25 protein-coding genes and 1 riboswitch are annotated in these 24,387 nt (G+C 56.8%); of the genes, 16 read left to right on the top strand and 9 right to left on the bottom strand.

Annotated elements, in window-relative coordinates; genetic code table 11:
* The first annotated feature begins 45 nt into the window (after nt 1-45).
* The 4 genes from rnr (at nt 46) to rpmG (ending at nt 3,926) form a co-directional block, all read left to right on the top strand.
* Nucleotides 46-2,325 (top strand): ribonuclease R, encoded by a 2,280-nt coding sequence (gene rnr / locus RBB44_RS14510; RefSeq protein WP_306148774.1) that lies wholly within the window; start codon nt 46-48, stop codon nt 2,323-2,325.
* 5 nt (nt 2,326-2,330) lie between these two features.
* A complete protein-coding gene (locus RBB44_RS14505; RefSeq protein WP_306148430.1) occupies nt 2,331-2,801 on the top strand; it encodes a DUF983 domain-containing protein in 471 nt (156 codons plus the stop codon).
* Nucleotides 2,798-3,544, top strand: a complete 747-nt coding sequence (locus tag RBB44_RS14500; RefSeq protein ID WP_306148429.1) for an NUDIX hydrolase — start codon at nt 2,798-2,800, stop codon at nt 3,542-3,544. Before RBB44_RS14505 ends, RBB44_RS14500 begins: the two co-directional genes overlap by 4 nt.
* 214 nt (nt 3,545-3,758) lie before the next feature.
* Nucleotides 3,759-3,926 (top strand): 50S ribosomal protein L33, encoded by a 168-nt coding sequence (gene rpmG / locus RBB44_RS14495; RefSeq protein WP_008192710.1) that lies wholly within the window; start codon nt 3,759-3,761, stop codon nt 3,924-3,926.
* Nucleotides 3,927-3,997: 71 nt separating this feature from the next.
* On the opposite strand, the gene RBB44_RS14490 is transcribed toward rpmG, so the two are convergent.
* On the bottom strand, nt 3,998-5,713 hold the full coding sequence (locus tag RBB44_RS14490; RefSeq protein ID WP_306148428.1) for a methyl-accepting chemotaxis protein: 1,716 nt from the start codon (nt 5,711-5,713) through the stop codon (nt 3,998-4,000).
* Nucleotides 5,714-6,290: 577 nt separating this feature from the next.
* Nucleotides 6,291-6,662 (bottom strand): response regulator, encoded by a 372-nt coding sequence (locus RBB44_RS14485; protein WP_133946956.1) that lies wholly within the window; start codon nt 6,660-6,662, stop codon nt 6,291-6,293.
* A gap of 163 nt (nt 6,663-6,825) precedes the next feature.
* On the opposite strand from RBB44_RS14485, the gene RBB44_RS14480 reads away from it, so the two are divergent.
* Genes RBB44_RS14480 through RBB44_RS14470 form a run of 3 tightly spaced genes read left to right on the top strand, consistent with a single transcriptional unit; the run spans nt 6,826 to nt 9,083 of the window.
* Entirely contained in the window at nt 6,826-7,101 is a 276-nt protein-coding gene (locus tag RBB44_RS14480; protein ID WP_228198244.1) for a DUF3572 domain-containing protein, read from the top strand.
* Nucleotides 7,094-7,756: a hypothetical protein gene (locus RBB44_RS14475; protein WP_306148427.1), complete on the top strand. Its 663-nt coding sequence runs from the start codon at nt 7,094-7,096 to the stop codon at nt 7,754-7,756. The genes RBB44_RS14480 and RBB44_RS14475 overlap by 8 nt, the downstream gene beginning before the upstream one ends.
* A 28-nt stretch (nt 7,757-7,784) precedes the next feature.
* Nucleotides 7,785-9,083 (top strand): DNA polymerase IV, encoded by a 1,299-nt coding sequence (locus tag RBB44_RS14470; protein WP_306148426.1) that lies wholly within the window; start codon nt 7,785-7,787, stop codon nt 9,081-9,083.
* A 4-nt stretch (nt 9,084-9,087) separates the two neighbouring features.
* Here the strand turns inward: RBB44_RS14470 and RBB44_RS14465 are convergent, their stop codons facing one another.
* Complete coding sequence (locus tag RBB44_RS14465) at nt 9,088-9,912, bottom strand: cell envelope integrity EipB family protein (RefSeq protein WP_306148425.1); 825 nt, start codon at nt 9,910-9,912, stop codon at nt 9,088-9,090.
* 316 nt (nt 9,913-10,228) lie between these two features.
* On the opposite strand from RBB44_RS14465, the gene RBB44_RS14460 reads away from it, so the two are divergent.
* From RBB44_RS14460 to RBB44_RS14440, 5 genes are all read left to right on the top strand, one after another.
* The gene (locus RBB44_RS14460; RefSeq protein ID WP_306148424.1) at nt 10,229-10,696 is read left to right on the top strand and encodes a RidA family protein; all 468 of its coding nucleotides are present in this window, start codon (nt 10,229-10,231) and stop codon (nt 10,694-10,696) included.
* A gap of 53 nt (nt 10,697-10,749) precedes the next feature.
* Nucleotides 10,750-11,511, top strand: coding sequence for a glycerophosphodiester phosphodiesterase family protein (locus RBB44_RS14455; RefSeq protein ID WP_306148423.1), 762 nt, complete (start codon nt 10,750-10,752; stop codon nt 11,509-11,511).
* Nucleotides 11,512-11,608: 97 nt separating this feature from the next.
* Nucleotides 11,609-12,934, top strand: coding sequence for a GNAT family N-acetyltransferase (locus tag RBB44_RS14450; protein WP_306148422.1), 1,326 nt, complete (start codon nt 11,609-11,611; stop codon nt 12,932-12,934).
* Between the two features lie 108 nt (nt 12,935-13,042).
* Nucleotides 13,043-13,162: riboswitch (SAM-I-IV-variant riboswitch) on the top strand.
* Between the two features lie 34 nt (nt 13,163-13,196).
* Nucleotides 13,197-14,114: a homoserine O-succinyltransferase gene (gene metA, locus RBB44_RS14445; RefSeq protein WP_306148421.1), complete on the top strand. Its 918-nt coding sequence runs from the start codon at nt 13,197-13,199 to the stop codon at nt 14,112-14,114.
* Nucleotides 14,115-14,219: 105 nt separating this feature from the next.
* Entirely contained in the window at nt 14,220-14,648 is a 429-nt protein-coding gene (locus tag RBB44_RS14440; protein WP_306148773.1) for an HIT family protein, read from the top strand.
* Nucleotides 14,649-14,718: 70 nt separating this feature from the next.
* Here the strand turns inward: RBB44_RS14440 and RBB44_RS14435 are convergent, their stop codons facing one another.
* The 4 genes from RBB44_RS14435 to RBB44_RS14420 form a co-directional block, all read right to left on the bottom strand.
* Entirely contained in the window at nt 14,719-15,378 is a 660-nt protein-coding gene (locus RBB44_RS14435; RefSeq protein WP_306148420.1) for a glutathione S-transferase family protein, read from the bottom strand.
* 85 nt (nt 15,379-15,463) lie between these two features.
* On the bottom strand, nt 15,464-15,817 hold the full coding sequence (locus RBB44_RS14430; protein ID WP_306148419.1) for an AzlD domain-containing protein: 354 nt from the start codon (nt 15,815-15,817) through the stop codon (nt 15,464-15,466).
* Nucleotides 15,814-16,575, bottom strand: coding sequence for an AzlC family ABC transporter permease (locus RBB44_RS14425; protein ID WP_133946948.1), 762 nt, complete (start codon nt 16,573-16,575; stop codon nt 15,814-15,816). The genes RBB44_RS14430 and RBB44_RS14425 overlap by 4 nt, the downstream gene beginning before the upstream one ends.
* 106 nt (nt 16,576-16,681) lie before the next feature.
* Nucleotides 16,682-17,386 carry an SDR family oxidoreductase gene (locus RBB44_RS14420; RefSeq protein ID WP_306148418.1) on the bottom strand — a complete coding sequence of 235 codons (705 nt, stop codon included), beginning with the start codon at nt 17,384-17,386 and terminating at the stop codon, nt 16,682-16,684.
* Nucleotides 17,387-17,490: 104 nt separating this feature from the next.
* Here RBB44_RS14420 and RBB44_RS14415 point away from each other — a divergent pair, with 104 nt between their 5' ends.
* The 4 genes from RBB44_RS14415 (at nt 17,491) to RBB44_RS14400 (ending at nt 21,166) form a co-directional block, all read left to right on the top strand.
* Entirely contained in the window at nt 17,491-18,375 is an 885-nt protein-coding gene (locus tag RBB44_RS14415; protein ID WP_306148417.1) for a LysR substrate-binding domain-containing protein, read from the top strand.
* 98 nt (nt 18,376-18,473) lie between these two features.
* Entirely contained in the window at nt 18,474-19,691 is a 1,218-nt protein-coding gene (locus RBB44_RS14410) for an FAD-binding domain-containing protein (RefSeq protein WP_306148416.1), read from the top strand.
* Entirely contained in the window at nt 19,688-20,629 is a 942-nt protein-coding gene (locus tag RBB44_RS14405; RefSeq protein WP_306148415.1) for an NAD(P)/FAD-dependent oxidoreductase, read from the top strand. The genes RBB44_RS14410 and RBB44_RS14405 overlap by 4 nt, the downstream gene beginning before the upstream one ends.
* 66 nt (nt 20,630-20,695) lie before the next feature.
* Nucleotides 20,696-21,166: a DUF427 domain-containing protein gene (locus tag RBB44_RS14400; protein ID WP_306148414.1), complete on the top strand. Its 471-nt coding sequence runs from the start codon at nt 20,696-20,698 to the stop codon at nt 21,164-21,166.
* Between the two features lie 74 nt (nt 21,167-21,240).
* On the opposite strand, the gene clpA is transcribed toward RBB44_RS14400, so the two are convergent.
* Nucleotides 21,241-23,685 carry an ATP-dependent Clp protease ATP-binding subunit ClpA gene (gene clpA, locus RBB44_RS14395; RefSeq protein WP_306148413.1) on the bottom strand — a complete coding sequence of 815 codons (2,445 nt, stop codon included), beginning with the start codon at nt 23,683-23,685 and terminating at the stop codon, nt 21,241-21,243.
* 12 nt (nt 23,686-23,697) lie between these two features.
* Nucleotides 23,698-24,030, bottom strand: coding sequence for an ATP-dependent Clp protease adapter ClpS (gene clpS, locus RBB44_RS14390; protein ID WP_008195276.1), 333 nt, complete (start codon nt 24,028-24,030; stop codon nt 23,698-23,700).
* Nucleotides 24,031-24,387 lie beyond the last annotated feature (357 nt).

Genomic DNA, 24,387 nt, shown 5'->3' with positions numbered 1-24,387 from the left:
ACGCGCAAACACACAAAACGCAAACACGCCAAGGTGCCAGGGGACATGCCCTCCCGCGAGGACATCCTGGCCTTTGTCGCCGACAATCCGGGCCGTGCGGGCAAGCGGGAAATCGCCCGCCATTTCGGCATCATTGGTGGTGCGCGGATCCACTTGAAAAAGATCCTCAAGGATCTGGCCGAAGACGGTCTCATTGAAAAGCGCAACAAGCGCATGATCCGGCCGGGCGACCTGCCACCTGTGTTCGTGGCAAACACGATTGCCCGCACATCCGATGGCGACTTGCTTGGCACACCGGTGGACTGGGACGATGAGGCCGGCAATCCACCGCACATTCTGATCCTGGCGGGCAAGACCAAGAACACTCAACCCGGCCTTGGCGACAGGGCGCTGATCCGTCTGACCGAAGGCGAGAGCGGTTCGGAAGCAGAATTCACCGCGCGGGTCATCCGCGTTCTGGAAAAACGCCAGGGCGCGATCCTGGGCATCCTCAGAAAGCGGGACGGCAACCGCCCGCCCTACCTGGAGCCCATCGACCGCAAGCAGCGCGAGCTGGATGTCGATCCGGCGGAGATGAAGGAAGCCGAAGACGGTGATCTCGTCAGCGTGCAGATCTCACGCTCTGGAAAATATGGTCATCCGCGCGCTGCGATCGTGGAACGCTTCGGCTCGATGAACTCCGAAAAAGCGGTCTCTGAAATCGCGCTGCACTCCCATGGTATCCCGCATGTCTTCCCGGATGCGGTGGAAGCCCAGGCAGAAAGCGCCAAGCCGGTTGAAAAGCTTGGACAGCGCGAGGATTGGCGGCAGATCCCGCTGATCACCATCGATCCGCCCGATGCCAAGGACCACGACGACGCGGTCTATGCCGAGCCGGACGAGGATCCGGACAATGAAGGCGGTTATGTTGCCTATGTGGCAATTGCCGACGTCGCCCATTACGTGACACCCGGCTCTCCCATGGACCGGGAAGCGAACTTGCGCGGCAATTCGGTGTATTTCCCGGACAGGGTCATCCCTATGTTGCCGGAGCGCATTTCCAACCAGCTGTGTTCCTTGCGCGAAAAGGAAGACAAGCCGGCGATGGGCGTGCGCATGGTCTTCGACAAGACCGGCCGCAAGATCAGCCACTCATTTCACCGCATTCTGATGCGTTCGGCCGCAAAGCTCTCCTACATCCAGGCGCAAAAGGCGATTGACGGGGTCACCGACGAAAAGACGGAAACGCTGCTGGACGGCGTTCTAAAGCCGCTCTGGGCCGCCTATGCCGTTCTTCAAAAAGGCCGGGAAGCGCGCGAGCCGCTGGAACTGGATTTGCCGGAACGCAAGATCAAACTGAAGGAAGACGGCACCGTTGACCATGTCTACGTGCCTGAGCGTCTTGATGCGCACAAGCTGATCGAAGAATTCATGATCCAGGCAAACGTTGCGGCTGCCGAAACGTTGGAAAAGAATAAGACGCCTCTGCTCTACCGGGTGCACGACGCTTCAACGCCGGAGAAGCTGGAGAACCTGAAAGAATTCCTGTCGACCATCGACATGAAGCTGCCCTCTTCCGGCGGTCTGCGGCCATCCGTGTTCAATGGCATTTTGAAGAAGGTCAAGGACACACCGCAGGCACATCTGGTCAATGAAATCGTCCTGCGGAGCCAGGCTCAGGCGGAATATACGCCGCAAAACATCGGCCACTTCGGTCTCAACTTGCGCCGCTATGCCCATTTCACCTCACCTATCCGCCGCTATGCCGACCTCATTGTCCACCGGGGCCTGATCTCGGCGCTTGGGCTCGGCAAGGACGGTTTGCCGGAAGGCATTGAGAGCAAACTGGAGGCAATCGGCGGCGAGATTTCCGGAGCTGAGCGCCGGGCCATGCTCGCCGAACGCGATACGATCGACCGGCTGATTGCCCTTTGGATGAGCGATCAGGTCGGTGCCACATTTCAGGGCCGGATCGCCGGTGTGGTCAAATCCGGCATGTTTATCCGGCTGGAGGACACGGGTGCGGACGGGTTTGTCCCTGCCTCCACCATCGGGCTCGATTATTACCGCTACGACGAAGCGTCGCACGCCCTGATAGGTGACAAGACCGGCGAAACCTACCAACTTGGGGATCAGGTCGAAGTCCGGCTTGTGGATGCAGCTCCATTCGCCGGCTCTTTGACGTTTGAAGTTGTGAGCCACGGACGGATTGCCGGAAAGGCGATCCGCAAGCCGGTGCCCAAGGCACGGCGCGGTCCTCCGAAAGGAGGCGCACGTGGCAGCGCGAAGGGCGGCCCCAAAGGTCCGAAGGGCAAGGCCGCTGCGCGGAAAAAGACCCGAAGGTAGGTAAAGTGACGGTCCGGTATGAATTGAACGGCGTTGAGGAGACCATCGACGAAGCGCCAGAAAAACCCAAACGTCCTCTTATGCAGGCAATGATGCGCGGTGCCATGGGCCGCTGCATGTGCTGTGGCAAAGGCCGGCTTTTTGATGGATTTCTGGCAACTCAGAATGCTTGCAGCAACTGCGGCGAGGAGTTCCACCATCAGCGCGCGGACGATGCCCCGCCCTATTTCACGATCACGATCGTTGGCCACATCATCATCCCGGGCCTCTTGATCGTAGAAATGATGTGGCGGCCAGAGCTCTGGATCCACATGGCCATCTGGATCCCGCTGACCATCATTTTATCTTTAGCCCTAATGCGACCTATCAAGGGTGCTTTGGTGGGGCTACAGTGGGCGTTCTACATGCATGGATTTGATCCGGATGCAGAAGATGACCTGCCCGCTGCATCCCCCCACCTTGAAAGCCCGAGATGAGCGATTCTTTTAAAGAAAAATTGGACAAAGACGAGCAAGCCGGAAATCACCCCTATATTCGCCCCAAAGATGCCGCGACGCTTCTGATCCTTGATCGCTCCGGCTCTGGTAATGTCAAATTGCTGATGGGCCGCCGACATATGCGGCACACCTTCATGCCCGGGAAATTCGTGTTTCCAGGCGGCCGGGTCGATCCGAGTGATTCCCGCATCTCAAACGTTCTGCCGTACCATCCGCAGGTTGAAGCCCGTCTATCCGAGGGTCTGAAGAATTCGAAAACGGCTGCGCGCGTGCGCGCCTTTGCGCTTGCCGCCATCCGGGAGACCTACGAAGAAGCCGGCATTTTTATCGGCCGCAAGGCTGAGGGGGAACAACTGCGTTTGGGGACCGGATTTGAGGCCTTCGCGGAACGCCATGTCCAGCCGGACCTTGGCGGCATGCGCATGATCGCCCGGGCAATTACCCCACCTCAGCGCCCACGCCGCTTTGACACGCGGTTCCTGGCCATCTGGGCCGATGCGATTGCCGACAAGTTGCCGGGCGGACACGGCCCGTCTGGTGAATTGGAAGACTGCGCCTGGTTGACCTTTGACGAGGCGCGGCAAAAGGAGCTGCCGCTCATCACCACAAAGATCCTTGAGGATCTCGAGACCCGGCTGCGGCAGGATCCGGACCTCTCCCCGGAGACCCCGGTACCTTATTACTTCTTCAAAAAAGGCCGCTTTGAAAAAGAGATGCTTTAGCGCGCGGCCCACGAAACATTCCCTTAGGGCGCGGGCACCGGAAGAAACCTAACTTTTTTCTCCGGCAAAACTCTCCGGGACCTCAGGCAACACTTGACTTTCCCGCCGTGATGAGTAGTTTGCGCGCTGATTTCAGACATTGGGGCAGATTCACCGCCAGCCCATCTGGCCATAAGAACCCTTTGCCCGATAACCGAGAACAGGATCCAAGGCTATGGCCAAGGCGACAACAATCAAAATCAAGCTTCTGTCCACGGCGGACACCGGCTTCTTCTATGTCACCAAGAAGAACTCCCGCACCATGACCGAGAAAATGGTCAAGCGGAAGTACGACCCGGTTGCCAAGAAGCACGTTGAGTTCAAGGAAGCCAAGATCAAGTAATCTTCGGCGTTCCGAAAGCTAAAAAACCCGCCGGAAATGGCGGGTTTTTTGTTTTCAGATGTGAAGAGTGTTTAGGCTGCTTCAACGTTGGTCAGGAACTGCTCGATTTCAGCTTTCAGCTGATCTGTCCGTTGGGCCAGATCCCCTGCGGATTGCAGAACGTCGTTTGCAGAGCCCAGTGTGTGCTGAACCGCGCCGGACAGGTTCGTCATGTTCGACGAGACGAACTCGGTTCCATGTGCTGCCTTCTGAGCGTTCTGGGTGATCTCGCTCGTCGCCGCACCTTGCTCATGAACCGAGCCTGCGATGTTCCCGGTGTAGGAATTCACCTCTTCCATGATCGACGTGATTTCCGCAATCGACTTGGCTGAATCCTGGGTCGCATCCTGGATGGCGGTGATCTGAGCGCTGATCTCTTCCGTGGCCTTGGAAGTCTGCGTGGCGAGCTCTTTCACTTCTGCCGCAACAACCGCAAACCCCTTGCCGGCTTCGCCCGCACGGGCCGCCTCAATGGTCGCATTCAATGCAAGAAGGTTTGTTTGCTCAGCAATCGCCTGGATGAGGGTGACCACCTCGCCGATCTTCGTTGCAGATTCGGCGAGCCCCTCAACCTTCACGTTGGTTGACCGTGTGCCCTCAGTTGCCCGTTCCACAATCTGCGTGGTTTCAGACACCTGCCGAGAGATCTCCGTGATCGACGCGGAGAGCTCTTCTGCAGCGCTGGCAACCGTTTGAACGCTCAAGGTCGTGTCCTGACAGGACGTCTGGGTTTCGTCAGCCCGTGTCGCACTCGTCTGGGAAACCTCAGACAATGTGGTTGCCGTTGCATCCAACTGACCGACCGTATCGCCAACTTGATCAAGAACCCCGGACACACTGCTTCTGAACTGGGCGATCATGGCCTTCATGCGATCCTGGCGACCTGCGGCCTCAGCTTCCGACTGTTCCCGCTGGCTGCTCAACACGGCGCGTTCTTCGGCTTTATTGCGCAGTGTGGACAAAGCATTTGCAAGGATCCCGATCTGATCAGTGCGGTCCGCGAACGGAATATCGATCGTAAGGTTGTCTTCCGCTATTTGCTCGGTCACAGAGGCGAGTTCCGTGACAGGCCGCAATTGGCGCTGAATCAGGAAAACCAGGAGACCAAGCGCTATCAGGACCACCGGCAGTGCGAGCATGGTAAAGCGCGACATTATTTCGCTGACATTGGCCTGAACAGCCGCTTTCTCGACACCTGCGTAAAGAATACCGATGATGTCGCCGCCCGGCGTGAAGATCGGCTCATAAACAGTGTAGTAGTCTTTGCCCAGGATGGTCGCCTGCCCATGGAATGTTTCACCTTTGGTAACGACCGGGTAAACTGCACCCTTCTTGCCAAGGGGAGTTCCAACAGCGCGATTTCCGTCGCCCTTGATGATGTTCGTTGACTTGCGCCAGAAATCCTGGCTATCGGCTTCCCAAGCGAACACAGTTGCCGTTTCGCCGGTCATGCGCCCGATCGTGTCGATCATGTCGTGATTGGCGAACTCGGGGATTTCCGCCAGCTCAATACGCTGGACGTCGCCGTCCCCTCTCCAGGACACCTTCGTGCCTTCAATATCCCGCGCCATGATGGTTGCAGCGACACGAAGGTTAGCAGCCTGTTTGGTAACAGCGGTTTGCTCCGCCTGATTTGCCGCCACCTGATAGACAATACCGCCGACAACAAGCATGGAAAGTGTGAGCAATGCGGCGCTCGCCAATGCAAGGGACGCAGTGACGCTCAATGAAGAAAGTCGTTTGATCATATTCCACCCCTAGAAAAACTGGGTGGGATCATAGCTTCCGCAAGGTTAAAGATAGTATAATCACATACATCGTAAAAGTTGCGGAGTAGCGTTCGCACATTAGTGAAATATTCTCAGAAACCGACTCAGCTGACGCGTACATTTTTTAAGCCCTCGCTCATGGTCAGGCTAATATTTGAAAGAAATTTCAGAGAGTTAGTGGTCGGCGGGAACACGGTATTCGAGGAGGCCACTCTTCGACCGGTTCCCTGCCGACCTACCCCACGGACCCAGGAGATGCGGCGGACCTGAGCAATCCCGAGGGGAAACTGAACACGTTTGCTGCGAAAATTTCTGCATGACAAACGGTTGTCAGGCCGAAACCTAACAAAACCTACACTAACTCAACATTGTTCAAATGCAATATTTTCCGTGGAAAGCACACAGAAAGATGAGGATTTTAATTAATGCGTAACCTTAACGTGATTGTCGGCAAACTATTACAGACGAAAGACCTAGTCGTTTTTTCGAATGAGAATGGCACAAAGCGCCAACAGACAGAGAGGCAATCCACTGGATGGAGCGATTCTTTGCCAGCTTAAGGCTCACCAAGGAACGACTTGACCGTTTCAAGGAATTTGGAAACCGATATTGGCTTGGATATGTAAGCTTCACAGCCACCTTGGCGGATACGCTCTTCATCCCCCTTCATGGCAAAGGCAGTGACAGCAACAACTGGAATCGACGAAATACTCTCGTCTTCCTTGATCCACTTGGTAACTTCAAGGCCCGAGACTTCGGGCAGCTGAATATCCATGAGGATAAGATCAGGCCGGTTTTCGCGCGCCAGTTTTAATGCTTCAATGCCGGTTCTTGTTTGAAGCGTATCAAAACCGTGTGCCTCGAGCAGGTCATGAAACAACTTCATGTTCAACTCGTTATCTTCCACGATCAACACGGTTTTCGCCATATATTTCAGGCCCTTCGCCGACTGAAGCCGGTCCTACTCTTTTTTGACGCGAAGTCGTCTTATCCCTTGTGGAACCCATCCCCGGGTCGCATTACAACTCTTCTAACCCGGAATCGTTTCAGAAAGGCAAAAAAACACAATGAAAAATGTGCAAGGAAAATCATTGAGTGTTGAAGAAGCTCAGGGAATTGCGACGCAAGCCCTTGTGCAGCTCAGCCAAGACCCTGAACAGGTCGGCCGGTTTTTAGCCTTTTCCGGCATTGGTCCGGACCAAATCCGGGACGCTGCAAGCGAGCCCGGGTTCCTGGCTGGCGTCCTTGAATTTTACATGATGGACGAAGCACTTCTTCTTGCCTTTTGCGAAAATGCCGGCCTCCGCCCGACGATGATGGCTGCCGCCCGCTACGCCTTGGCCGGAGGTCCCGAGTACGATGCCTGAACCAACCCCTGTGCTTCCGGAAGTCCTTGCACAAATTCAAAGCCTGCCAGCTTCAGACCGCCCTTTGATCATCTGCGATGTCGATGAAGTCATCCTTCATATGATCCTGCATCTGGAGGAGTACCTGAATAACAAGGGCATGCACTTCCTCAACCACTCCTATCGGCTGACCGGTAACATCGCGCATACTGAGGATGGGACACCGGTTCCGCCGGATCAGGTCAAGAGGCATTTGATCGCCTTCTTCGATGAGGTCAGCCATCAGCAGGTCATGGTTCCGGACGCAAACACCGCGCTTGCCGAGCTCACAGACCAGTGGGACATCGTCTTGTTGACCAATTTACCCGGCTCCCACAACAAGCCGGTGCGAGAAACACTGCTGAGAGGTATGGGGATCCCCTATCCCGTGCTGACAAACTCCGGGCCAAAAGGCGGTGCTGTTGCCGCCCTTGCCGGCGGACGCGCCCATCCCGTTGTATTCATTGATGACAGTCCGACCAATCACCGGTCTGTTCAGGCATCCCTGCCCGCCTCTGTCCAGATTCAGTTCATTGCCGATCAACGCTTCCTGAGCTCGGTTGAACCGGAGCCTCATATAGACCTACTCTCCGGTGACTGGCGCGAGACAAGCCGGTTCATCAGGTCTATTCTTTAGGGCTGGTTTTGAAGCCCGGTACGAGCCTATGACAGAAGAGCCCAAAGCCCTATGCCGGGATTGCGGCGCGCGCGCCCCGCAGCATGTAAGCCGCTGCCCGTCTTGCGGCAGCCCGCGGCTTTTGGCGCACCCGGAGCTCGACACGCTGTCGATCGCCCACATCGACTGCGACGCGTTTTACGCCTCGGTTGAAAAACGCGACAATCCGGAACTCCAGGACAAGCCCGTGATCATCGGCGGGGGTCAGCGAGGTGTGGTATCGACCTGTTGTTACATCGCCCGCATCTCTGGTGTTCGCTCGGCCATGCCGATGTTCAAGGCCATGGAAGCGTGTCCTGAGGCCGTGGTGATCAAACCCAACATGGAAAAATACTCCAAGGTCGGCAAGGAAATCCGCGGCCGCATGCAGGCACTGACGCCGCTGGTCGAACCATTGTCGATTGATGAGGCCTTTCTTGACCTCACCGGTACAGAGCGCCTCCACCACGCAAGTGCCGCCGAAACCCTTGCCAAGTTCATCCGGGACATTGAAGCTGATATCGGCATTTCGGCAAGTGTCGGCCTTGCGCCGAACAAGTTCCTCGCAAAACTCGCCTCGGATTTGGAGAAGCCACGGGGGTTCTCCGTGATTGGCGCAGCAGAAGCGGAACAGCGCCTTGCCCCCATGCCTGTCGGCAAGATTTGGGGTGTTGGGAAAGTCTTCCAAAAGAAACTCGACCGCGACGGCATCCGAACGATTGGCCAGCTGCAAACGATGGATGCCAACACATTGGCGCGGCGCTATGGCTCTATCGGGTTGCGCTTAGCGCGCCTCTCCCACGGCGACGACAGCCGTGATGTGACCCCTTCGCGCGGTGCGAAAAGCGTTTCCACCGAAACAACCTTCCGCACAGACATATCGGACTTCAATGTCCTGAAACCGATCTTAAGAGACTTGTCTGAAAAGGTGTCGTTCCGTTTGAAAAAGTCGGAGATTGCCGGGCGCGGCATCACACTCAAGCTGAAGACCTCCGAGTTCAAAACGATCACCCGTGCACGTCATTTGACCGACCCGACACAGCTCGCGGACAAGATATTTGAGGCAGGGGTCGCCCTCCTGGAGGCGGAAACCGATGGGCGCCGCTTCCGTCTAATTGGCATTGGGGTCAACGACCTTTCAGATGCCTCTCAAGCAGATCCGGAGGACCTGCTAGACGCAACATCAGGACGAAAGAAAAAGGCCGAACTCGCCATCGACAAACTGCGCGGCAAATTCGGAAATTCTGCTGTCGAGCTTGGTTTGACACATGCCGCCAAACAGGCGCGCAAGGCCGCCGAAGACAAGTAGGCGGTTACTCGCAGTCAGACTTGTCTGTCAGATCCCGAAGTTCCAGTGCCGTCATCGTTCCCGCAATTTTGAAATCACCGTAATCCAGAACAAGTTTGTCACTCACACCGTTTTCAAACAACCTGAAAGACAACTGATAGACGGGTGTCTGTTCGCCGGAATTTTCCTGCGTGGAGGGATCGAAATAAGCGACGGTCACCGGCCAGGACGCAACAGTATCCAAGGCGGCCTGCCGTTCGCCATCAATTTCCGGCACAATGCCGACGGCCTTGGCACCGATGACGGCAGTGGTCCCAAAGACCTTGTCGCCAGTTTCAGCTCCATCGTAGATATCACTGGCGGTGAAGTGCCCGCCGTCCTGCGCGGTCTTCACGATGTTCATCAGGTGCTCTGTTGGAAACTGAACATCTTGGCCGATCTGCAACGACTTTTCATCTGGTTCTTTCAGTTCGACCGCCTTCAAACCCGTTTCGGTCCGCGCCAGTCCCCGGCTCGATTCGACCAGTTTCTGATCGACATAGGTCTTGGACAGAAACTGATAGCTCTCAGCATCCGGCCCCTCGAACGATGTGGTCTGAAGATCTGTTACCTGGGAGCCACCGCTCAGATCACGGAACTCGGTGACAAACCGGAAATTGACGCTGTACCCTTCGCAAGCATTGCCTGAAAACTCATAGACCATGCGTCCGGAAAGACCTGCTATCCCGGACTGCTGCTCGGTATCGGCAAGCTTCATGTCATAGACAGCTCTATGCGGGGCAAGCTGTATGCCCGCCACTTTGGCAGCTGCTTCACTGGCACCAGACGTGACAACCACGATGGCAGCCACAGCGCACTTCAATAGAAAAGCAGTCTCAAAAGCCTGGCCTGAAACGGTTCGCCGCATCATATTTCCTCGTCACCGCCGTTGGAGCGGAAATTTCTTGTTTCTAGTCTTTTATTCGGGTTCATGCCGGACTGCTAGCAAGGATTGCCCGGCCCCACCGATAATGTAGGTCACAAATACGGGCACAAAAGCGCCAATTGGACTTTGTTGAGTAACGAGGTGCCGAGCAAATACCGTCCTGTCTACCGGAAATGAGCTTGTCAGTTTCTGCAATTTGAGCCAAGACACGGGCAACTCACCTTTTTACTCGGGGACACACATGACCAGCAAAACCGAAGCCCGTCTGGCTGAACTCGGCATAACCCTTCCAGATGCCGCTGCACCAGCTGCCAACTATGTGCCGTTTGTTAAAATCGGCAATCAGCTGTTCATTTCCGGCCAGCTTCCGATGGAAAGCGGTGCGATCGCCGTGACCGGCAAGCTTGGCGAAGGCCTTCAAGTTGAAGACGGCCAGAAAGCTGCAAAACTCTGCGCGATCAATCTGCTCGCACAGGCAAAGGCGGCAACAGGCGACCTGGACAAGGTGGTCCGCCTGGTCAAGATCGTTGGTTTTGTGAACTCAACGGGTGATTTCACCGACCAGCCGAAGGTGATCAATGGCGCGTCCGATTTCCTGGTTGAGGCCATGGGCGACAGTGGTCGCCATGCGCGCTCCGCCGTTAGCGCCGCCTCCCTTCCGTTTGGCGCCGCAGTTGAAATCGAAGCCATTTTCGAGATCGCGGACTAATTCCGCTCTGGCGGGGCTCTACAAACGCCCCGCCGATTCCGGACCAGATTAACATGTCACCAGAACTTGCCGCCATTTTCGCCCGGCCGATTGCGCACCGGGGGTATCACGATGCCAGCAACGGCATCATTGAAAACACCCCAACAGCAATCCAGCAGGCCGTGGACAAAGACTTCGGGATTGAAGTTGACGTTCAGCAGACCAGTGATGGTGAAGCGCTCGTCTTTCACGACGATGACCTGGACCGTCTCGCAGATGGCAGCGGGCCGGTTTCCGGGCGGTCTTCAGCCGATCTCGTCAAACTGCAAATGCGTACCGGCACAGATCACCTGTGGCTGCTTCAGGACCTTTTTGATCTGGTGGATGGCCGTGTGCCGCTTGTTGTCGAAATCAAATCCTTGCTCCGGCGCGATGCACAAGGCGACTTTGTCCGCCGCGTTGTTGATCAAGTGGATGCGTATAAGGGCCCAGCCTGTATCAAAACCTTTGATCCGGACATGCTGGCTGTAGCAAAGGCGCACAACAACTCCGTCCTCCGCGGGATCGTGGCAGATGCGGCCCGCCCCGGCCCGGACTACACACGGCACAGCCGGATGGACCGTTTCATATTGCGCCACCTGCTCCATTTTCCGCGCACAAGCCCGCACTTCATCTCCTATGGCGTCAACGATCTACCGAGCCCCGGCCCCAGCATGATGAAAAAGGTTTTTAGAACCCCAATCATGACGTGGACAGTTCGGACACCGGGACAGTTGGAAGTCGCGAAACGGTTTGCCGATCAAATCGTCTTTGAGGGCTTCGATCCGGATCAATAACGGACGAGCATTCCAGGAACGGAATTCCCTCTTGCGGCGCAGCAAAGCGGCTCTACATTCTGATAAACAATCCTTTATGGCGGGCCGACACACTGACATGACGTCTTCTATTTCACCGGACAATGAACAGCCGCAAAAACCAGGCGCCGGTGATACGGAGACGACGCTCTCTATTAGACTTCTTTCATCCTTGGCAGATGTGCCGGCTGACAAATGGGATGCGGTTGCCAATCCCGGCTGGATCCTTGGCGAAGGCGGACAGCTGGCGCGCGCGCAAGACGCTGTTGCGTCTCAAGATCTCACTTCCGCGCTAGCCCCTGAAGCTGATTCAAATTCTGAAGAAACAGACTTCAACCCTTTCTTATCCCACGCTTTTCTGGAAGCATTGGAGGCATCCGGCTGCGCGACACGCCAGACTGGATGGATGCCACGGCACATGGTTCTGGAGGATGGTAACGGCGCGGTTCTGGGAGCTGTTCCCGCTTACTTGAAAAGCCATTCCCAGGGCGAATATGTCTTCGATCATGGTTGGGCCGACGCCTTCTACCGGGCGGGTGGCGACTATTATCCAAAACTCCAGATATCGGTCCCGTTTACTCCGGCGACAGGCCGCCGGTTTCTGACCAGCCCCAACATCAACCGGGAGGCCGGACTCCAGGCACTGGCGGCTGGCCTTGTACAGGTTTGCCAACGCACCGGCGCCTCCTCGGTTCACGCGACTTTTTTGACTAAACCGGAATGGGACTCGCTTGGCGATCTCGGTTATCTGAGGCGCACAGATCAGCAGTTCCACTGGGACAACAACGGCTACGAAACCTTCGACCAGTTTCTCGGCGACCTCGCCTCGCGCAAACGCAAGGCGATCAAAAAGGAACGCCGCGAAGCGATCAGCGCTGACGGGCTCGAAATCGAATGGGTCACCGGCAGCGATCTGACAGAAGCGCATTGGGATGCCTTTTACGGATTTTACATGGATACGGGCGCTCGCAAGTGGGGCCGCCCTTATCTCAATCGTGCCTTCTTCTCGCTGATCAGTGAGCGGATGGCGGACCGCATTCTTCTGGTCTTGGCAAAACGCAACGGCCGGTATGTCGCCGGAGCCCTCAACTTCATCGGATCAGAAACCTTGTTCGGCCGCCATTGGGGCTGCACCGAACACCATCCGTTCCTGCATTTTGAGCTGTGTTACTATCAGGCAATCGACTTTGCCATTTCCAAAGGCCTGAAACGCGTCGAGGCTGGCGCTCAGGGAGCGCACAAGTTGGCTCGCGGGTACCTGCCGCAAACGACCTATTCTGCCCACTGGATTGCCCATGAGGGCCTTCACGACGCAGTCGCAGACTTTCTGGAGCAAGAGCGGCGCGCCGTTCAACGCGAAAACGAAGCGTTGGCTGAACATGCCCCCTTCCGGAAAGGCAGCTGAACCTTCCATTTGCCACGCGACTGAGATCCAACAACAATTTGCGTCTTTCACAAGATCGGCATTCGTCTGCACAGGGCTTGCCGGATCGCGTCCAATCCATTACCTAGGGACCATCATCAAGAGTTGGGACAGATGCCCCACGCCAACCTGCCGATCCGGGCAAGGTGGTTCTTCGAACAGAAGATGCGGCCGTGAACTTCAAGTTCAAAGGCAACGAATCGGATCGAAGAAAGGCATCTGTCTCTGGTTACAGGACGCGCAAATGCCGATAAAAATTCCAAACGATCTGCCCGGCCGCCCCATTCTGGAATCCGAAGGCGTGATGATCATCCAGGAAGCGGATGCCATGCGTCAGGATATCCGCCCCCTGCGCATCGGTCTTCTCAACCTGATGCCGAACAAGATCAAGACAGAGACCCAATTCGCACGCCTTCTCGGCTCCACCCCGCTTCAGATCGATCTGACTCTGGTGCGCATGACCAACCACGTGCCCCGGAACACGCCAACGGAGCATCTGGAAGCGTTCTATCGGCCCTGGGAAGAAGTCCGGAACGAGAAGTTCGATGGGTTCATCATCACCGGCGCCCCGGTCGAGAAGCTGCCGTTTGAAGATGTCGGATACTGGCAGGAAATGCGCGATGTGCTGGATTGGACCCAGACACATGTTCATCGCACGCTGACCATCTGCTGGGCGGCTCAGGCGGCCACTTATCACTTTCATGGCATGCCGAAATATGCGCGAGACGACAAGGCAACGGGCGTCTACAGGCAACGTACGCTCGCACCGGCCTCGCCGTATCTCCGCGGGTTTTCTGATGATTTCTGTCTGCCCGTCTCACGCTGGACGGAAACCCGGAAGGCCGACATCCCAGACGGCAGCAATCTGATGGTGCTTGCGGAAGATGACGAGACCGGTATGTGCCTCCTCGACGACCCGGAGCACCGCTGCCTGCATATGTTCAATCACATCGAATATGACACGACATCTCTGGCGGATGAATTCGAGCGGGACAGCCAGGTTTCTGACACGCCGATCCGACCGCAGAACTACTTTCCGGACGATGATGCCACCCGGCAGCCGGTGAATCGCTGGCGGGCCCACGCGCATCTTCTGTTCGGTAACTGGATCAATGAGATGTATCAGTCCACACCGTTTGATTTGAACAATATCGGCGAATAATCGGACACTGCCGGGCGGTCACAACCCTTGTTGTCGAACCGCCTGGCGGAGTACTATGTCCGCAGACATTCGAAGACTTTTTCCCTTTTAGAGGTACGCATGCCGATCGAAACGCCCGCCTACGACGACCAGAACATCTTTGCCAAAATCATGCGCGGAGAGTTGCCGAGTCACAAGGTCTATGAAGACGACAAGACGGTCGTGATCATGGACATCATGCCGCGCGGTGACGGACATGTGCTGGTCATTCCGAAGGCTCCATCCCGCAACATTCTGGACATCGCGCAAGAGGATCTGAACGCAGTGATGGCCACGGTCCAAAAGATGGCCCATGCCGTGATCAAGGCTTTTGGGGCAGATGGCACCACCATTCAGCAGTTCTCTGAACCAGCCGGCGGTCAGGTGGTGTTTCACACCCATGTCCACATCATCCCGCGCTTTGACGGCGTGAAGTTGAAGCCGCACACCGGTGAAATGGCTGACAACGATCTACTTGCCGAACAAGCCGACAAGATCCGCGCTGCGTTGAGCTAAGCCTCAAACCCCGCGACACTTCTCCGGAGGCAGGGCCTTGTGCCTCCGGATTTGACGACGAGGCCTTGGCTCAACTCGCGGCGGAGATCCCTGCCGGGTTCGCAGCGGCCTCCTGCGCTGCATCGAGCAAGGCCTCATCTTCCAAGACACGCTGAAAACTCGGCCGTGCGGTAACTCTCTCGGCATACTCGGTAAAGACCGACCAGTCCGGCACCAGACCGAACATCAAGGTCCAGCGCAGAGCAGATCCCCAGAAGATGTCTGCTGCGGCAATCTGATCTCCGAGGAGATAGGGCGCTTTATCAAGCTGCGCCGCTAGAGCCTTCATCACGGCGTCATAGCTGCAATACGGCGCGATCTGCTGCGGTATATCCGTGTTGAACGCCTTGTTGACCACGGCGGGCTCAAAGGACGCAGCATAAAACGCCATCCACCGCAGATAAGCGCCACGCCGCGGATCTCTCAAACCTGGTGTCAGTTCTGCCTGGGTATAAAGATCAGCGGCATACAAGGCGATGGCAACAGATTCGGTAATGACCGCCTCACCGTCTTGAAGCGCCGGCACCTTCCCGAGGGGATTGATTTTCAGATACTCCGGCGACTGCAGGTCACCAGCTTTCGCATTGTGTACTTTCAGCTCGTAATTGGCACCGAGTTCATCCAGCAGTACGCGGAGCGTGCTGGCGCGGCTGCGCGGTGCATAATGAAGGACGAGTTTGTGATCGGTCATGGCGGGGCTCCTTTGATCCGGTGTGGCCAGTTGGCCAATGCGCGCCATGTATCAGCCCCCTGCTGACACCCCTCTGTCAGGAGTGTCAGGAGCCCAAGACCCACCATCCAGTCAGTAGAAAAACAACCGCGGACAGCACACCGACGATCACGCGCTGGCCGAGCGCCAAGAAGCAGACGAACCCGAAGGCCGCGGCCGCCAACCGCAACCAGATCGGTGTGTCGCCCAGCACACCTTGAGGAAACAGAACAAGCTTAGAAATCACACCGGCAACCAGTGCCGTTGCAACGCACCGGACCCAGATGAAAAGTTCGCTGTCTTCGCGCAGTTTGCCGCCTGCAAAAACGCCCAGCCACCGCCACACATCGGTTGCAAACCACCCTGCGACGAGGATCATCACATAGGGCCACCACCAGGTTTCTGTCATCAGGTCACTCATGACAGCCCCCGGCGCCAAAATCGTGTGACGAGATAGGCAAGCGTTCCGCCAAGCAGGCCAGTCCAAAGAAGATCAAGACCCGGAAAATAAAGGAAGAACAAAGGGCCAAGCACAAGGCCGGAAATCATTGCCGCCTTGTCGGCATTCATCCGCGCAGCGCCCCACAAGGAACACAGGAAGTAGACCGGTGTCACAAGGACAAGAGCCCCGGCAGCCATGGGCGGCATCCGCTCAACAAGCATGTAGGCAATCCCGGTGGACACAAAGACAAAACTGGTCACCCCGCCGCCAAACCCGATGAAAAACGGCAACCGCCCTTCCCTCGGCAGGTCGGGCAAGTTCTTCATCGCGTAGACCCAAGCCGTCACCGCCACGAAATGCGATGCGATCAGCAAGTGCCAGGTTTTGGTCTTTCCTGGCACCTTCAGGAACGGCATCAACGCCATCGTCATGGGCATCAAACGCACGGATGCCAACGCAACCGCGACAGCGGCGGGGATCAAGCCCATGCCCGACGCCATGGCCCCGGTCAAAACCACCACGGATGGCAAGGCCCACACCGCCCCTGTCATGAGAAGTGTTTCGGCCAGGCTCAATCCTGTTTCGCGGGCCATCCCGGCAAACCCGACAAAAGCAGACGTCAGGATGAAGGCGGGAATGGAAATCGCGGCGCGCGCGCCGCGCAGCATCCAGCCCCGGCCGGAAACGGGTGGCTTCGAGGATAGCTGCGGTTGCCCCGTGTCCTTTGAGGCAGTCATGAAGGCGTGTCCAAATTGCTGAAGTTAGTAAGGATTCCTTACCTTTATCCAGCAAACCTGTCCAGCCCACTGTCCGGTGGCTTCGGCCACCCGATCAAAATCCGCTTTAGACCGACCGTGTCAGCCCGCCATCAATTCGTATGTTCTGACCTGTGACATAGGCCGCTAGATCACTGGCGAGATAGGAAATTAACCCGGAAACCTCCTCCGATCGGCCATAACGGCCCATCGGGATGCGCGACCGGCGGTCTTCCTTTTCCGGCAAGCTGTCGATGAAGCCGGGCAACACGTTGTTCATGCGCACATTCTCAGTAGCATATTTGTCCGAAAACAGCTTGGTGAAGGCAGCAAGACCGGCCCGGAACACGCCGGAGGTCGGAAACATCGGGTCCGGCTCGAATACGGCAAAGGTGGAGATATTGATGACAGTGCCGCCGCCCTGGCGTGTCATGATCGGTGCCACAAGACGGCTCGGACGGATCACATTCATCAAATAATAATCCATGCCGAGATGCCAGTCTTCATCCGGGATCTCCATGATGTCGCCCTTTGGACCGTGCCCGGCCGAGTTCACGAGAACATCAATGCGCCCGAAGGCAGTCATTGCCTTGTCGACAAATGCTTTCAGGTCATCATTGTTCAGGTTCGAGCCGGTGTGACCAATCCCGCCCAGTTCCGCGGCGAGCACCTCCCCCTTACCGGAAGACGACAGGATCGCGACCTTGAACCCGTCTGCCGCCAGCCGTCTTGCAGCGTCCGCCCCCATGCCGGATCCACCGGCTGTGATCAGGGCAACTTTTTGTTCGCTCATGACTTGTCTCCTTTAGGTGCAATTTTAGCAACGGACTATGCGCTTGACCAATCATGCTTTCTGCACTTAATCAGTAGAAAAACTACTGCTTTAGCGAAACGGCGATGCGTCCTCCCAGCCTCAACAAACTCAGAGCATTTGATGCTGCGGCCCGGCACCTCAATTTCCGGCTGGCTGCAGAGGAGCTCAACCTCACACAAGGGGCAGTAGCCCAACAGGTGCGCGCTCTGGAGGATGAACTTGGCGTTCAACTGTTCGATCGGCTTCCCCGCGGTCTCGCGCTGACCGGGCCGGCGGAAGGGTTTCACGCGCAGGTCCGGCGCGGACTCGATGAAATCGATCGGGCAATAGCTGAAATATCGCAACAGGTTCCGCGGATCACACTCAGTCTGCCACCGTCTTTCGCAGCGCAATGGCTTGTTCCCCGCCTCCACGGCTTTTTGGACAAGAACCCCGGACTGGATCTTGCTACTCTCGCCACCGAGCGGCTGGCAACATTTAAAGGTGATGGCGTCGACTTGGCCCTTCGGATCGGCACCCCACCTTTTCCAGGCCTCAAGAGCCATTTCCTTGCACCAATTCGACTGGTGGCCGTCGCATCGCCAGCGCTGACCAAGGATCGAAAGACAATAGAAAATATTCAGGATATGCCACACCTGCGCATTCTTCTGGACAGCCATACCTCCTGGGAAGAGGTGCTTGGGACCGAAGTGCTGCCGAATGATGTTACCTACTTGAGCTTCAGCCATTCCAGCCTTGCCATCAACGCGGCGTTGGAGGGGCAAGGCATCGCCCTTGTCCCGGAGCTTCTGGTACAGCGGCAACTTACAAACGGTGCATTGACGTGTTTGTGGCGCCAGCCCGATCAGCGCATCGGCACACGCGGCTACCATCTTGTTTACCCTGAAAATCCAGTCCGATTTGGCGAAGCACGGCAGAAGGTTATTGATTGGATCTGCCGGGAGTTTGGCAAAGACCAGTCGGCATAGAATCTGTCCAGTTTTGCAGCGTTCTAACGTCCGTTCGGGCCATCCAAAGCAGTGCGCCTTGCGTAAGCAAAGCAAAAAACAGCGCTGGACATTGCCATATGACGATCTTTTCGCCGACCCGCGAAGCAGCTCTCCAACACCTTGACGATTTTACGCCGCAGATGGGCCGAGCCTATGCAGCTCAGCGGAACTATGATCGCGGCCCAGGCAAGCACACATCCGTTTCCTGCTTGTCGCCGTTCATCCGCCGGAGGTTGATCAGCGAGCAGGAAGTTGTGACCGCAGCCCTGCAAAACCACGGTCTTGATAGGGCTGAAAAGTTTATTCAGGAGGTGTTCTGGCGCGGCTATTTCAAAGGCTGGCTCGAACGTCGCCCTTCGATCTGGGTATCTTATCGGCTAGGTCTGGCCACCGACCTGGAGGATCTGGAGAAAAACAGCGGCCTGCGTCAGGCAGTGACCCGTGCGGAGGCCGGGCAAACCGGGATCGACTGCTTTGATGCCTGGGTGGATGAGCTCGTCCACACTGGATACCTCCACAACCACGCACGCATGTGGTTTGCGTCCATCTGGATCTTCACTTTGAAGCTTCCCTGGCGTATCGGCGCAGATTTTTTCTATCGCCACTTGCTGGACGGAGACCCAGCCTCGAACACGTTGAGCTGGCGCTGGGTTGCCGGACTGCATACGCGGGGCAAGACCTACGAAGCCCAAGCATGGAACATCGCGAAGTTCACAGGTGGTCGGTTTGCGCCGGAAAGTTCAGACTTAGAAACCGGGGTAACGTCTCTTGATTGGAGCGAGCCGAACGGGCTCCCGTCCGCCCAACCGACACGAGATTTTGCTGCGCCGGAACCGGGCATGCCAACGGCTCTTCTGCTCACCGAGGACGATTGTCTGCCGGAGACACTGATCCCAGACGGCATCGAACTCGTTGCAACCGCAACGCTGACATCAAGTGACCTGAGATCACCACGACCTGTTCCAGACCACATTCGGTCGTTCGAAGCAGGAGCTTTAGAAGATGCTGCACAACGGATTGGACAAGCGGCGACAAGGTTGAACACCGCTTCGCCGGCCCCAATCATTGAGTGGGCGGCAGAAGCCGGAGCCAAGCAGATCGTCATGCCCTATGTCCCGACCGGACCGCTCAAGGACTGGCTGGACGCATCCCGGCCGAAGTTCGAAAACCATGGCCTCACCCTGACCGAAATCCGGCGTCCTTGGGATGATGCGATCTGGCGATATGCAACGGCCGGTTTCTTCAAGGTGAAGAAGGAGATTCCAAACATCCTCAATCGACTGGAGATCGCATGACAGAACCCGTTCGCATCGGCATCATTGGGGCCGGCATGACAGGGCTCTCTTGCGCCCGAACACTCAAAGATGCCGGGCACACGCCTGTGATTCTGGACAAAGGCCGCGGAATTGGCGGGCGCCTCGCGACCCGGCGGGCCGACAATGGTCTTCAATTTGATCATGGCGCGCAATACATCACAGCAAAGACTAAGGAATTTCAGAAACTGATCGAAAGCCTCATGTCCGTTGATGCCGCCGGTGAATGGGACATGGGCGAGCGGACTGGCTTTGTCGGCGTGCCCTCCATGAACGCGCTTGCAAAAGCGTTGGCCAGTGACCTCGACATCCGCCGGCAAGCACAGGTGAATTCGATCACCGAGACCGAGGGCCACTGGTCTTTGGAAATCGATAAAGAAACCCGTGTCTTCGACCGATTGATCATCACCGCCCCGGCCCCGCAAACCATGGCTTTGCTGGGCACCACCCACCCGATCTCAAAACAGATCGCCCATGTCAGTCTCTTGCCCTGCTGGACCTTGATGGCTGCCTTTGACGATGAGGTTGACGCTCTACCGGCTTCCCACCGCGACCCGGACGCCCCGCTGGCCTGGATCGCGAATGAGAAAACCAAGCCAGGGCGCCCCGGCCGGACTGCACTTGTCGCCCAGGCAAGTCCCAACTGGAGCGAAGACCATCTGGAACTCGACAAAGCCGTCGCGGCTGACCTGATGCTGAGTGAGCTCTGCAAGACCCTGGACCTTGACCGGGGCAAAGTGGTTTATATCGACGCGCACCGGTGGCGCTATGCCAAGGTCGGCACTCCGCTCGGACAACCGTTTCTTTCAAACGCGTCGAAAACGCTTTTCCTGGGCGGTGATTGGTGCCTAGACGCCCGTGTGGAAGCCGCGTGGCAAAGCGGCACCGCAATCGCGGAAGCCCTTCTAAACGAGCTGTGACGCAGCATTTTCGACGCATACACCGGTCAAACCGAAGCCATTCCCGAAACGAGAGAGACAGCAAGCATGGATTTACCGATCGAAAACGTCCAATCCTATCCACGGCCACCGATTGTCGAACCGGTGCCGCAGCGAATTCTGATAGTTCTGGGGTCCGTGGAGATCGTTGATACCACGCGGGCCCTGCGGGTCCTCGAAACCCATCACCCGCCGACCTATTACATTCCCCCGGAGGATGTGAAAGCTCATTTGCGCCGCCTCCCGCAATCCACCCTATGTGAGTGGAAAGGCGCTGCCACCTATTTCGATGTGTCAGCCGGCACCCGGACGGCACGGGCCGCCGCGTGGTGTTATTCGCGGCCGACACCCGAATTTCAGGCGCTCAAAGACCACCTCGCCTTCTACCCCGGGAAAATGGATCTTTGCCAGGTGGGTTCAGAGCGCGTAGATCCACAAGCCGGTAAATTCTACGGCGGCTGGCTGACCCCCAACCTTCACGGAATACCTAAAGGTGCCCCGGGGACTGAACACTGGTAACCGGATAAGACCCACTTCCCACGAACGAAAACGGGCGCCCATTGGGCGCCCGTTTACATTTGATTTCAATACCTTCAGTCCGCAAGCGGAACTTTCGGAACAAGGCTTTTCTTCGACGAACCGCCTTTGTCCGTTGGTTTTGAAGCCTTGGTAGCTGCTACCTTGGTAGCCGGTTTGCGCTTTCGCTTTGGCTTTGCCTTGGTAGCCGCTTTCGGCTTGGCTTTTGGCGGTGTGGCGCGTTCTTCAACGCTCTCCAAGAGCAGACCATTGCCGTCCTCGGAGACCGAGACTTTGACCATGCCGCCCTTTTTGAGCTTGCCGAACAGCACTTCATCAGCCAGCGGTCGCTTGATGTGCTCCTGGATGATCCGGCCAAGCGGCCGGGCCCCCATCTGACTGTCGTATCCCTTGTCGGCGAGCCATTTGACGGCGTCGTCGCCAAGTTCGAAGGTGACGTTCCGGTCTGCAAGCTGGACTTCCAGCTGCATGACGAACTTTTCGACGACCTTGTAAACAACTTCGACCGGCAGATTGCCGAAAGGAATGATCGCATCCAGACGGTTGCGGAACTCCGGGGTGAACAGCTTGTTGATGGCTTCCTGATCGTCTCCTTCCCGCTTGATGCGGTTGAAGCCCACCGGCATTTTGGCCATATCGGCCGCGCCTGCGTTGGTGGTCATGATGAGGATAACATTGCGGAAGTCCACCTGCTTGCCGTTGTGATCGGTCAGTTTGCCGTGATCCATCACCTGCAGGAGGATGTTGAAGAGGTCCGGATGGGCCTTTTCGATTTCATCCAACAGCAGAACACAGTGCGGATGCTGGTCGACACCGTCGGTGAGCAAACCACCTTGGTCAAAGCCGACATAGCCCGGAGGTGCACCGATCAGGCGGGACACCGTATGCCGCTCCATGTACTCCGACATATCGAAGCGGATCAGCTCCACGCCCAACGACGATGCCAGCTGGCGCGCGACCTCAGTTTTACCGACGCCGGTCGGACCTGAGAACAGGTAAGACCCGATCGGCTTGTCTGGCTCGCGCAATCCGGCACGGGCCAGCTTGATCGCGGATGCCAGTGTTTCGATGGCGTTGTCCTGACCGTAAACAACGCGCTTCAGATCCTTGCCAAGGTTTTCCAGAACCTCTGCATCGTCCTTGGAGACCGACTTCGGCGGAATCCGCGCCATCGTTGCAATGGTGTTCTCGATTTCCTTGACGCCGATGGTCTTACGGCGGCGGTTTTCCGGAACCAGCATCTGGCTCGCACCGGTCTCATCCAGAACGTCTATGGCCTTGTCCGGCAGCTTCCGGTCGGCAATGTACTTCGCCGACAGCTCAACCGCCGTCTTGATGGCATCGTTCGTGTACCGCACCTTATGGAAGTCTTCGAAATACGGCTTAAGGCCCTTCAGAATATCGATGGCGTCCGGAATAGTCGGCTCGTTGACATCGATCTTCTGGAACCGGCGCACGAGTGCCCGGTCCTTTTCAAAGAACTGACGGTATTCCTTGTAGGTCGTCGACCCGATGCAGCGGATCGCACCGGATGCCAACGCCGGTTTCAGGAGGTTGGAAGCATCCATTGCCCCGCCTGATGTGGCACCCGCACCGATGACCGTGTGGATCTCATCGATGAACATCACCGCACCCGGATAGTCTTCGATTTCCTTGACCACTTGCTTCAGGCGTTCTTCGAAATCACCGCGGTAGCGCGTACCCGCAAGCAGCGCGCCCATGTCGAGTGAGAAGATCGTGGCATCCTGAAGAACTTCGGGAACATCGGCATTGACGATGCGGTGGGCCAACCCTTCCGCAATTGCCGTCTTGCCCACACCCGGGTCACCCACGAACAACGGATTGTTTTTCGACCGGCGGCACAGGATCTGAATGGTCCGCTGGATTTCGTCGTCTCGCCCGATCAGCGGATCGATCTTGCCCTTCTCCGCCTTCTCATTGAGGTTAACGCAGTAAGCTTCCAGAGCGTCGGTTTTCTGTGTCGGCTTTTTCTCCGCATCATTGCCGGAAAGCACATCTTCTTCTTCCGCACCCTCAACCGGCCGGGTCTCCGACATGCCAGGACGCTTCGCGATCCCGTGGGAAATGTAGTTGACCGCGTCGTAACGGGTCATGTCCTGGTCTTGCAGGAAGTAGGCTGCGTGGCTTTCACGCTCGGCAAAAATCGCCACAAGCACGTTTGCCCCGGTCACCTCTTCGCGCCCTGACGACTGCACATGAATTACAGCGCGCTGGATCACACGCTGGAAGCCGGCGGTCGGCTTGGCGTCCTCGTCACTGTCGGTGACAAGGTTGTCGAGTTCGGTTTCGATATATTCGATCAGGTTCTGGCGGATCGTATCGAGATCCACGTTGCACGCCCGCATGACTGCGGCCGCGTCCTGATCGTCCAGCAAAGCCAAAAGAAGATGCTCTAGCGTGGCATATTCCTGCTGGCGCTCATTGGCGAGCGCCAGGGCCTGGTGGAGGGCTTTTTCAAGACTGCGCGAGAAAGAAGGCACGTGTGTAAGTCCTCACTTTTTTTCCATGACGCATTGCAGGGGATGCTGGTGCCGGCGCGCGAAATCCATCACCTGGGTCACCTTGGTCTCGGCAACTTCATAGGTGTAGATCCCACATTCCCCAACGCCGTGATGATGCACGTGCAGCATAATGCGCGTGGCTTCCTCACGGTTCTTTTGAAAGAAGCTCTCCACCACATGGATCACGAATTCCATCGGCGTATAGTCATCGTTCAAAAGCAGCACGCGATACAGGTTTGGCCGCTTGGTGACTGTTTTCGTCCGGGTGACAACAACCGTTCCGGCGTCGCCACCGTCCTTGTCATAATCAGGTCCCGCAGTCATTTCCGTTACACTCGTCTGTGTCACTCCAGCCCTAACCGTCTCATTTCCAATAGGCCCGCTTAGCAATCAGAGCTGGTCCGGGCCTTATCTTACGCAGGTTACATTCCGCCGGATATCCGGCCTTTGGATATGTAATCCTGCCGCGCCCGAGGCACTTTCGCAATGGTCGATTTCATCAACATCTGGGCATTTGCCATCCCGGATGCATCAGCATGTTGTCAATTACGGATGTAGGTCTCTAAAATCCGATTAAAAGACCGTGCTTTGAGCGAAAATCGACTGGCGCTCTCACCACGACCGGGAAAAAAGAATAATTGGGTAAATCGCAAAAACACAAAAACCCGGCCGTCACCGACC

The sequence above is a fragment of the Roseibium sp. MMSF_3247 genome (genome assembly GCF_030733765.1).
Taxonomy (GTDB): domain Bacteria; phylum Pseudomonadota; class Alphaproteobacteria; order Rhizobiales; family Stappiaceae; genus Roseibium.
The sequence above is the reverse complement of the archived record's forward strand: the minus strand, read 5'-3'. Positions and strand labels throughout refer to the sequence as shown.